Source organism: Actinomadura formosensis (assembly GCF_050948385.1).
GTDB lineage: Bacteria > Actinomycetota > Actinomycetes > Streptosporangiales > Streptosporangiaceae > Spirillospora > Spirillospora formosensis.
This window is the reverse complement of the sequence record NZ_CP192011.1, coordinates 1,517,651-1,527,583: the sequence shown is the minus strand read 5'-3', so window position 1 is coordinate 1,527,583 and position 9,933 is coordinate 1,517,651. Positions and strand designations below refer to the sequence as shown.

Genomic DNA, 9,933 nt, shown 5'->3' with positions numbered 1-9,933 from the left:
AATCCGCTCAATTATCGACCCGGCATCTTGCACTCCGCTCAGCGAGACGGGTCAATGCAGGCATGAGCCCCACCTCTTCCTCCCCGCTGCGTGACCGGCTGGAACTGGAGCGCGGCCGGATCGCGCTCGGCGGCGTGCACGCGCTCGTCCGGCTGCTGCTCGACCAGCGGCGGGCGGACGCGCGGCGCGGCTGGAGGACCGCCGGGTTCGTGTCCGGGTACCGGGGGTCGCCGCTCGGCGGCCTCGACCAGCAGCTGATGCGGGACGCGAAACTGCTGGAGGACAGCGGCATCCGGTTCGTGCCGGGCGTGAACGAGGAACTGGCGGCGACGGCGGTGTACGGGTCGCAGCTCGTCGACCATCTGCCGGGGCCGCGCTACCAGGGCGTCTTCGGCCTCTGGTACGGCAAGGCGCCCGGCGTGGACCGGTCGCTCGACGCGTTCAAGCACGCCAACTGGCTCGGCACGTCCGAGCGGGGCGGGGTCCTCGCGGTGGTGGGCGACGACCCGTCCTGCAAGTCGTCCACGCTGCCGTCGGCGACGGAGGGCGCGCTCGCCGAGGCGTTCATGCCGGTGCTGGTCCCGGCGTCGGTCGGGGACGTGCTGCGGCTCGGACGGCACGGGTTCGAGATGTCCCGGTTCAGCGGTGCCTGGACCGGTTTCAAGGTCGTGACCGATGTCGCCGACTCGCACGAGATCGTGGCCGCCGAGCCCGTGCCCGACCCCGTCCTCCCCGAGTTCGGCTGGCGCGGGCGCCCATGGAAGCCGACCCGCAGGCCGGGCGTCGACCTGAAGGGCACGACGGCCCTGGAGGGCGAGGTCCTGCACGGGCGGCTGCGGGCGGCCGCGGCGTACGCCGCAGCGAACGGCCTCGACCGGATCGAGGGGGCGGCCGGGGACGCGGCGATCGGGCTCGTCGCGGCCGGGCGCACCTACCTGGAACTGCGCGAGGCACTCGACCGGCTCGGGCTGGACGACGAGGCGCTGGCCCGCCGCGGTGTCCGGCTGCTGCGCCTCGCCCTGATCCACCCCCTGGACGCGGGACGGGTGAAGGAGTTCGCGCGGGGCCTGCGCGAGATCGTCGTCGTGGAGGACAAGCGCGCGTTCATCGAGGCGCAGATCCGGGACGTCCTCTACGACCAGCCGGAACGTCCCGCCGTGTACGGCAAGACCGGGCCCGGTGGCGCCGATCTCGTCCCGCCCGACGGGGGCCTGGACGCGGACCGCATCACCCGGGCCCTCGCCGGGCTCCTCGCCGACCGGGTCGGCGAGGAGCACCTCGACCTGCGCGACCCCGTGCTGCGGCCCCGCAAGCCGCAGATCAACCTGCTCACATCCGCGCGCACCCCGTACTTCTGCTCCGGGTGCCCGCACAACCGGTCGACGGTCGTCCCGGACGGGTCGATCGCGGCGAGCGGCATCGGCTGCCACGTCATGACCGTGTTCACCGGCCGCAGCATCGGCACCACGCAGATGGGCGGCGAGGGCGCGATGTGGGTCGGCGCGGCGCCGTTCAGCGACACCGGGCACATGTTCCAGAACCTCGGCGACGGGACGTTCTTCCACTCGGGCAGCCTCGCCGTCCGGCAGGCCGTCGCGGCCGGCACCCACATCACCTTCAAGATCCTCTACAACGCGGCCGTCGCGATGACCGGCGGGCAGCACGCCGACGGCGGCTCCGACCCGGCCGCGATCACCCGGATGCTGCACGCCGAGGGCGTCGCGAAGATCGTCGTGGTGGCGGACGACCCGTCCCGCTACCCGCGCGGCACCGGCTGGGCGCCCGGCGTCCGCGTCCGGCACCGCGACGACCTCGACGCCGTCCAGCGGGAGCTGCGGGAGATCCCCGGCGTGACCGTGCTGCTGTACGACCAGGCGTGCGCGGCGGAGACGCGGCGCAAGCGCAAGCGCGGGCTCGTCCCCGACCCGCGGACCCGCGTGCTGATCAACGAGGCGGTCTGCGAGGGCTGCGGCGACTGCGGCGTGAAGTCGAACTGCCTCAGCGTCGAGCCCGTCGAGACCGAGTTCGGCCGCAAGACGCAGATCAACCAGACGTCCTGCAACAAGGACTACTCCTGCGTGGACGGCGACTGCCCCTCCTTCCTCACCGTGGTCCCGGGCGGGCGGAAGGCGCGGCCGTCACTGCCGGAGATCGGTGAACTGGACGATCCCGAAACCCGCCCCGGCTCGGCGGACATCCTGCTCGTCGGCATCGGCGGAACCGGCGTCGTCACCGTCAACCAGGTCCTCGCGACCGCGGCGCTCATCGACGGGCGGCACGCCCGCGCACTCGACCAGACCGGGCTGAGCCAGAAGGCCGGCGCGGTCGTGTCGCACCTGCGGATCGGGGACACCGACCGGGACCGTCCGGGCATGGTCGGCGCGGGCGGCGCCGACGCCTACCTGGTGTTCGACTCGCTCGCCGGGACGGCGGAGCCGAACCTGCGGCGCTGCGCGCCCGGCCGGACCGCCGCGGTCGTGTCGACCAGTGAGGTCCCCACCGGGCAGATGATCACCGACACGGCGGCGTCGCTGCCGCCGAGCGCGGCGCTGGTACGGCAGATCGCCGACCGGACCGACGGGGACCGCCTCGTCGCCCTCGACGCCCTCGCGCTCGCCGAACGCTGGTTCGGGAGCACGACCACCGCCAACTTCGTCGTGGTCGGCGCCGCGTACCAGGCGGGGCTGCTGCCGCTGCCGGCGAAGGCGATCGAGGAGGCGCTCGCGCTGAACGGCGTCCAGGTGGAGCAGAACGTGCAGGCGTTCCGGGCGGGGCGGCGGCTCGTCCTCGAACCGGGGTGGGCCGCCGAGCCCGCCGTGGCCGCACGGGTCACCGGAAGGCCCCTGGACGCGACCGCGCCGGCCGCGATGAGCCTGGTCGAGGCGGCGGACGCGGCCGGCGAACTGGCCCGCGTGCTGCGGATCCGCGTCCCCGACCTCGCCGCCTACCAGGATCTCGCGCTCGCCAAGCGGTACCTGGACGCCGTCCTGCGCGTCGCCCGCGCCGAGCGCGCGGCCGGGATCGGGGGGCAGCGGCTCGCGGTCGCCGTCGCGCGCAACCTGTACAAGCTGATGGCCTACAAGGACGAGTACGAGGTCGCGCGCCTGCATCTCGACCCGGAGCTCACCCGGCGGGTCGAGGAGCGGTTCGGGCCCGGTTCCACCGTGGCGTACCTGCTGCACCCGCCGCTGCTGCGGGCGGTCGGGCTGGACAGGAAGATCGCGCTCGGCCGGTCGGCCCGTCCGGCGTTCCGCACGCTGCGCGCCATGCGGCGGCTGCGCGGCACCCCGTTCGACCCGTTCGGCGCGACCGCGCAGCGCCGCGCCGAACGCCGCCTCGTCACCGGCTACGTCGCCGTCGTGAACGAACTGGTCGCCGGGCTGGACGCCGGACGGCACGACGTCGCCGTCCAGATCGCGGAGCTGCCGGACATGATCCGCGGCTACGAGGAGGTCAAGACCGCGAACATCGCCCGCTACGAGGAGAGCCTCCGCGAGCTGCTCGCCACGTGGCGGGCCGAGCGGTCTCCCAGCCGGGTGCGATGATCAGGTGATCGCGCTGGTCACCGCGCCGGCCAGCGCGATCACCGCCGGCCGCGGGACGGACGGCTCCCCGGCGGCCGGTCCCGCCGGGATTCTCATTTTCGCCGGCCTACGTCGAACCGGGTGCGCGGGACCGCGCGTACCTCCTGGCACACCGGGCACCGCGCCCGGCACCGACCTGCGGCGAAAGTGAGGTTCATTGGAATCGGGCCCGCGGCCGACGGGCCGCCACCGCCCCGGGCAGCACCCTGACAGGTGGCGGCGCAAGGAGATCCGCCGCCCGCGGCACGGGTTCGGTATCCCGTGGCCCATGTTCGCAGGGGTCGCCACCACGATCATCGCGGCGGCCCTCCTCGTCACCGGGATCGGCGGCACGCTCTCCAGCCGGGACCCCTCCCCCGGCAGTCTCCTCCCGCTCCAGGCGGCGTCCCCCTCGCCGGCGGACACCTCGCGAACACCGTCCCCCGAACCGTCCCGCGCCAGGACGCGCGAACAGGCCGAGCCGCCGGGGAACCCGGACCCGGGCCCGGCGGAACGGCACATTCGCGACGCGCTGCTGCAGCTGCGCTCCTCGGTCCGCCGGGGCGTCGCCGCCGGTGACGTCCGCGGTGACGCCGGCCTGGACCTCACCAGGGCCATCGAGCGGATGCTCGGCCGGCCGCGGGCACCGCTCGCCCGGCGCCGCGCCGACGTCGCCTACCTCCACATGAAGATCACGACCCGCGCCCGCGAGGGCGCCATCACGGGCGGACGCGCCGAGCTGTTCCACCTCATCCTCGACCGCGCCACCTGCCGCCCACCGGCCCGGATGCACCCGGTGAAGTAGCATCGGGGCGTGCAGGAGCTCAGCCAGGACGATTTCACCGCTCTGCTGGCGTTCCGTACCGGGCTGCGGCGCTACCTGCGCTGGAGCGAGCAGGCGGTGCGCGCGGCGGGGCTGACGCCGGCCCAGCATCAGCTCCTCCTCGCCGTCCGGGGCCACGATGCCGAGCGTGCGCCCACCATCGGCGAACTCGCGGAGTACCTGCTCCTGCGCCACCACAGCACGGTCGAGCTGATCAACCGGGCCGAGCACGCGGGCCTCGTCGCCCGCGAACGCGACCCCGACGACAACCGGGTGATGCGGGTGCGGCTGACGCCCGCGGCCGACCGCGTCCTCGCCGGCCTGACCCGCGTCCACCTGGCCGAACTGCGCAGCCTCGCGCCGATCCTGGAGCGCCTGAGCGCCGAGCTGAAAACCCTGGAGGACCGGCCGGGCGGCTGACCGGCCGCCGCGGCGGCGATCGCGCCCAGCGCGGTGATCGGACGGATCACTCGTCGCGCGGGCCGAACTCGACGCAGCAGTAGCCGGTGTGAGGGGCGAGCACGGCCTCGACGGAGGGCGCTCCCAGGCCGTCCACCATCCCCGCCAGGAAGGCGTGGTTGACGCCGCAGACCAGGTCGGGGTCGTCCTCGGCCATCGGGTGGAACGGGCAGTTGCGCAGCCGCAGCCGCGCCGGGCCCTCCCGGTCGGGCTCGAACCCGTGCCGTTCCAGGATCTCCGCCGCGCAGGTGAGCGCGCGTTCGGTGCCGAGCCGCCCGCCCCGGACGGGACGGCTCCGCGCCGCGCCGAGCGCCCGCCCGCGTTCCCCGGCGGCCCGCAGTGCCGCGTCCCGTGCGCTCTCCCCCGGCTCCTGCCCGCGGACGGCGTCCAGCAGGATGCTCGCGAGCAGCCCGTGCTCGCGCTGCGGGATGCTGACCCGCACGTCGACCCCGGACGGCTCGTACACCTTGGGCGCCCGGCCGACCCGCCGGACACCGGACGGGTTGGCATAGCGGGCGCACAGCAGCCCCGCGTCCACGAGCTTGTCGAGATGGAACGCGGCCAGCTTGCGCGAGATGCCGACGCTCGCGGCGGCCTCGTCCCGGGTCACCGGCGCCTTCGCCGCGCGGATGAACGCGTACATCCGGCGCCGCAGGTCGTCGCTGAGGATCGCGGCCGCCTCCAGCCCGGCGGAGTCCGAAGTCACGCCACCCACCCTAGCGTGCGATCACCATAACACCCAAAAAATCTGGTCCAAACAAGACAAGACCCCATCTTGCCTTCCCATTGTTGACGTGACACTGCTATAAAACCAATACTTGTTGGTGAAATAGGAGGTCGTCATGGACGATCCGCAGCAGCAGTCGAAACGGCCGGTGAGCGCGCTCGCCGGCGGCTACGGCCACCCCCTGCACCCGATCCTCGTGACGGTGCCGATCGGGGCATGGGTGGGCAGCCTCGTGTTCGACATCGCCTCGCACGTGGCCCACGACCCGGACTTCCTGGCCAAGGGCTCGCTGTGGCTCATCGGCCTCGGCGTCGCGGGCGCGCTCGCCGCCGCCGCGACCGGGTTCCTCGACCTGCTCGCCGTCCCGCCGGGGACGCGCGCCTTCCGCACCGCGCTCGTCCACATGTCCCTGAACCTCACCGTGACCCTCGCCTACGTGGGCGGCTTCGGCTGGCGGCTCGGGGACGTCACCGGACCGGTCGCCCCGGGCCGCATCGCCCTGTCGGCCGTGGCCCTCGCGGGCCTCGCGGTGTCGGGGTTCCTGGGCGGGAGGCTCGCCTACCGCTACGGCGTCCGCGTCGCCGACGAGAACACCCAGGCCGAAGGCTTCACCACGAACCGGCCCGCACCCCGTCCCACCGCCGACCAAGGAGAGACACCATGACCATCGCCGCACTCGCCACCTGGCTGATCACCGCCCTGGGCGGCTTCTACATGCTCGGCACCTGGATCGCCCGCGGTGGCGTGCGGGGCGGGACCTCCCGCCTCCCCGTCCCGGTGATCTTCGGCCACTTCCTGCTCGCCGCCGCCGGGCTCGTCGTCTGGGTGATCTACGTGTTCACCGACGCGGGCGCCCTCGCCTGGACGGCGTTCGGCATCCTGCTGCCGGTCGCGCTGCTCGGCTTCGTGATGTTCTTCCGCTGGCTGGCCGTGACGCGCACCCCGTCCGTCCGCCCCGAGGGCGCCCCGGGGTCCGCCCAGGCCACCACGGCGCCGGAGAGCGCCTTCCCCATCCCGGTCGTCCTCGGCCACGGCCTGTTCGCCGTCGTGACCCTGATCCTGGTGATCCTGTCCGCTCTCCAGTCCTGAGCCACGCGCCCGCCGCGATCGCGTCCGAGACGCGCCGGGGACAGGGCGCCCTGTCCCCGGCGCGTCAGTCCTCGGGCCGTCCGGTCAGCGGCACGGGTCCGGTCAGCCATGACACGACGGGGTTGGGTTCGCGGGACCGCGCGAGCCGCTCCCGCGCCGCCTCCACGTACCGCGTCCGCCGGCGGTGCGCCAGGAGCCGGTGGAAGCGGGCGAGGTGCGCGGTGGCCGGGCGCCCCGTCCCGGCCGGCTCGTAGCCGTGGTGGCACAGCCGGCGGGCGAGGACGTGCTCGACCAGTTCCGCCTCCCAGTCCGCCATGCGCTCCCGCCACACCCCGACCTGGCGGGTGGTGACGGCCTCGTGCGTGCGCAGATGCCACCTGCGTTCGAGCGGCACCGTCCGGCGCGCATGCCGGTACGCCTCGGTCATCTGGGCGTCGTACTCCTCGCCGAGGAACGCGCACAGCCTCCTCAGCGCGTCCTCCGGGTCGGTGACGAGGTCCTCGTACCGGAGTTCGCAGAAGGTGTCCGGGCCGAGCCGGGCGCCGAGCCGCCCCCCGAGGTCGACCGCCTCCCGCCAGGTCAGCGCGGCGGCGTAGAGGTCGCCCTTGAACCAGGGCATCCGCATCAGCGAACTCACCGCGTCCCGGCCGTCCCGGACGAGATGGACGAACTGCGCGTCCGGGAACATCCGCCGGAGCATCGGCACCCGGCGGAAGTAGCTCGGGCGCTTGTCGCCCCACCGCGGCTTGCCGTGCTCGCGGGCGTAGGCGCGAAAGACGGTCGCCAGCGCCGATCCGAGCGTCGGCGGCCCCTGCACGATCTCCTCGACGACCTCGGCGGCGTCCAGTTCGAGGACCGGGAACTTGGTGTCCTTGCCGCCGGTGATCCATTCGGCCAGCACACGCCGGTTCTCCGCGCGCTCCAGGTCGCCGAAGCCGTGCCGTTTCTCGTACGCGACGTGCACGAACCGCGTCTCGGACGGGAACGCGATGCGCCGGTGCGAGTGCAGCATCTGCTGGAGCAGTGTCGTCCCCGACCGCGGGCATCCGAGGACGAAGATCGGCCGGCAGGAGTCCATGCTCATGGCCGGGGACCGTAGTCGCGGCTTGTGAACGCGGGCCCCAGTGCGCATCAACGCCGGATGAAAACTCCTTCCCGGCCGCCGCGGATGGTGAGGCCGGCGGCCGGGAACGGCGATCGGGCGGTAAAAGACTTCCCGTTGAGCGAGAAATGAGTTAGGGTCACCATTGGTGTGCCGGGAAGTCTGGTCGGCGAGACAGGGCAACGTCTCCGATCAGGAGGGTCGATGACTCCCCGGCACTTTTTGCATGCGCCGCCCCGGCCGCGCGACGGCCGCCGGCAGGGCTCCAGGCCGTACGAACTGAACCGCCTCGGCTGGACGCACGCCTTCCCCGACAGCTGAGCACATTCACTTTCTCGCGCAGCGAATCCTTTTCCCATCGACGGGCCACCGTTTCCGGTAGCCCGGACGGACAATGACGTCTCGAAGCGGAAGCGTGCATTTCCATGGGTGAATTCATCGACGCCGCGTTCGGTTTCCCACCGCTCTGTTCAGCTTTTCCCTCCTGGTCGTCGCCGGGTACTGGGCGCCCGCCCTGCTCGGCTGCCTGGAGGTCGACTTCCTCGGCGCCGGCGCCGATGCCGACACGGGGGCCGGTACCGGCGCCGAGGACGGGGACGGGGACGGGGACGGGGACGGCGGGGACGGGATCACCGCCCGCCGGCCGGGCGTCGCCGACGCCCGGCCGGCGGAGATCAATGGAACCGTGCTGACGGCCAATTGATCAAACAGACCTGCGGCGGGTCGTCGCCTCTGGGGGCCGCCAGACCGACGACCCGCCGCAGCCCCCGCCGCGCTGACGGCCACGATCGGCGATCTGCTCGGCGACCACCCGCGCGTCACCGACCGCTGCCGCACCCCCGGACCCGACACCGGGCATGGTCACCACGCTCGGCTTGGCCTTCGGGCTGTTCTTCGCCGCCACCCTCACCGTCGTGGCCCGCAACCCAGCCCCTGAGCACACCCACACTCGGCCGCAGGACACCCATAAAGAAAATGCGGCCCCGCGCGGGGCCGCCCTGTCGGCCGTAACCGACCTCGTATGGCTCCAGCACAAGTACGGTCGAGTCTGCCCGTGTTGGCATTGTTGATGTGGTCCGGTGGACGCGGCGGAACGGCACGGTGTGGGCGGTGAAGTACTTCCCGGTCATGTGGAGGGACGAGCCGGACGCCGCTCGTCACCAGGAAACCTGCATGGCGGGTCTGGCAGCGCACCACCCGCAAGTGGCGCGGCGGCCTGGCCCGCTTTACTGGGACGGGGCCACGGGTGGTCCGTCGGGGCCGGCGCTGTGGTGCGGCCAGTGCGCTGACTCGTCCCGCCGCAGCCGGGACACCTCCTCCATGCGGTCGCCGGGAATGATCACTTGGGTTACGTCCACCGCTTTCTCGTCCTTGGCGCTGTAGCTGATGCGGACGATCTCCCACACGGGCAACTCGGCCGGGATGAGAAGCAACCTGGTCTCGTCCGTGGTCGGCATCCGCACACGGCGCCGTTCCAGCCACTCCAGCGGCCCGTGCCCCTCGGCCTCGATCGCGTCGATCCAGGCGCCCGGCCCGGTCCCGTACGGCTCCTCCACCTCCGGGACCTCGGCCGCTATCCGGGGGTGGATCCACGTCGCGGAGATCTGAAAAGCGGGCTCGCCTTCCGGGCCGGTCACCCGCAACCGCCTCATGACCAGGTCACCGACCGGCACGTTGAGCATGTGAGCAAGCCGAGGGTCCGTGATCCGCGCCTTGCCGACCTCCGGCTTGATGTGGTGCACCCACAGCTCGTTCCCCATGGCCGCCGGGAAGCTGTATCCGCCCGCGGACTCCCGGCCGTCCTTCACGTGCCTTGTGTTGCGTTTGACGACGTCGGTCCGCATGACGGTCTTCCGATGCTTGGGACGGACCACGGTGCCCCGGCGCGGGACGGAGACCAGGCGCCCCTCCTTCGCGAGCTTGCCGACCGCACGCGCCACCGCGTTGCGGCTGGCGTCGTAGTGCTTCGCCAGCTTCTCCATCTGCGGCAACGTCTCGCCCGCCCGCCACTCGCCCGCTTCGATCCGGCGCAACAGGTCATCGGCGATCTCGTTATACCGAGCTGACCCCACGTACCCAACCTCTCACGCACCGATTTGTTGAAACTTATTGACAGCCGTCGAGCTTACCTCCAGCATGAGGTCACCGAGATTTGTTGAAGCAAATCCCG

9 protein-coding genes are annotated in these 9,933 nt (G+C 72.6%); 5 read left to right on the top strand and 4 right to left on the bottom strand.

The genetic code is table 11. The features are described 5' to 3' along the window. Positions 1-62: 62 nt before the first annotated feature. The 3 genes from ACQP1N_RS07245 (at position 63) to ACQP1N_RS07235 (ending at position 4,806) form a co-directional block, all read left to right on the top strand. Positions 63-3,545, top strand: coding sequence for an indolepyruvate ferredoxin oxidoreductase family protein (locus ACQP1N_RS07245; RefSeq protein WP_433229838.1), 3,483 nt, complete (start codon positions 63-65; stop codon positions 3,543-3,545). A gap of 307 nt (positions 3,546-3,852) precedes the next feature. Next, a complete protein-coding gene (locus tag ACQP1N_RS07240; RefSeq protein ID WP_131732505.1) occupies positions 3,853-4,368 on the top strand; it encodes a hypothetical protein in 516 nt (171 codons plus the stop codon). 9 nt (positions 4,369-4,377) lie between these two features. Then, the gene (locus tag ACQP1N_RS07235) at positions 4,378-4,806 is read left to right on the top strand and encodes a MarR family winged helix-turn-helix transcriptional regulator (protein WP_067796276.1); all 429 of its coding nucleotides are present in this window, start codon (positions 4,378-4,380) and stop codon (positions 4,804-4,806) included. Positions 4,807-4,852: 46 nt separating this feature from the next. Here ACQP1N_RS07235 and ACQP1N_RS07230 read toward each other — a convergent pair whose 3' ends face one another. Continuing rightward, positions 4,853-5,551 (bottom strand): helix-turn-helix transcriptional regulator, encoded by a 699-nt coding sequence (locus ACQP1N_RS07230; RefSeq protein WP_174548845.1) that lies wholly within the window; start codon positions 5,549-5,551, stop codon positions 4,853-4,855. 136 nt (positions 5,552-5,687) lie between these two features. Here ACQP1N_RS07230 and ACQP1N_RS07225 point away from each other — a divergent pair, with 136 nt between their 5' ends. Beyond that, positions 5,688-6,236, top strand: coding sequence for a DUF2231 domain-containing protein (locus ACQP1N_RS07225; RefSeq protein WP_067796281.1), 549 nt, complete (start codon positions 5,688-5,690; stop codon positions 6,234-6,236). Continuing rightward, entirely contained in the window at positions 6,233-6,661 is a 429-nt protein-coding gene (locus tag ACQP1N_RS07220) for a hypothetical protein (protein WP_067796284.1), read from the top strand. The genes ACQP1N_RS07225 and ACQP1N_RS07220 overlap by 4 nt, the downstream gene beginning before the upstream one ends. 64 nt (positions 6,662-6,725) lie before the next feature. Here the strand turns inward: ACQP1N_RS07220 and ACQP1N_RS07215 are convergent, their stop codons facing one another. The 3 genes from ACQP1N_RS07215 to ACQP1N_RS07205 form a co-directional block, all read right to left on the bottom strand. Further along, a complete protein-coding gene (locus ACQP1N_RS07215) occupies positions 6,726-7,745 on the bottom strand; it encodes a sulfotransferase family protein (protein WP_433229832.1) in 1,020 nt (339 codons plus the stop codon). 721 nt (positions 7,746-8,466) lie between these two features. Next, the gene (locus ACQP1N_RS07210; RefSeq protein WP_131732504.1) at positions 8,467-8,688 is read right to left on the bottom strand and encodes a hypothetical protein; all 222 of its coding nucleotides are present in this window, start codon (positions 8,686-8,688) and stop codon (positions 8,467-8,469) included. Positions 8,689-8,989: 301 nt separating this feature from the next. Next, a complete protein-coding gene (locus ACQP1N_RS07205) occupies positions 8,990-9,835 on the bottom strand; it encodes a GntR family transcriptional regulator (protein WP_067797686.1) in 846 nt (281 codons plus the stop codon). Positions 9,836-9,933: the final 98 nt, after the last annotated feature.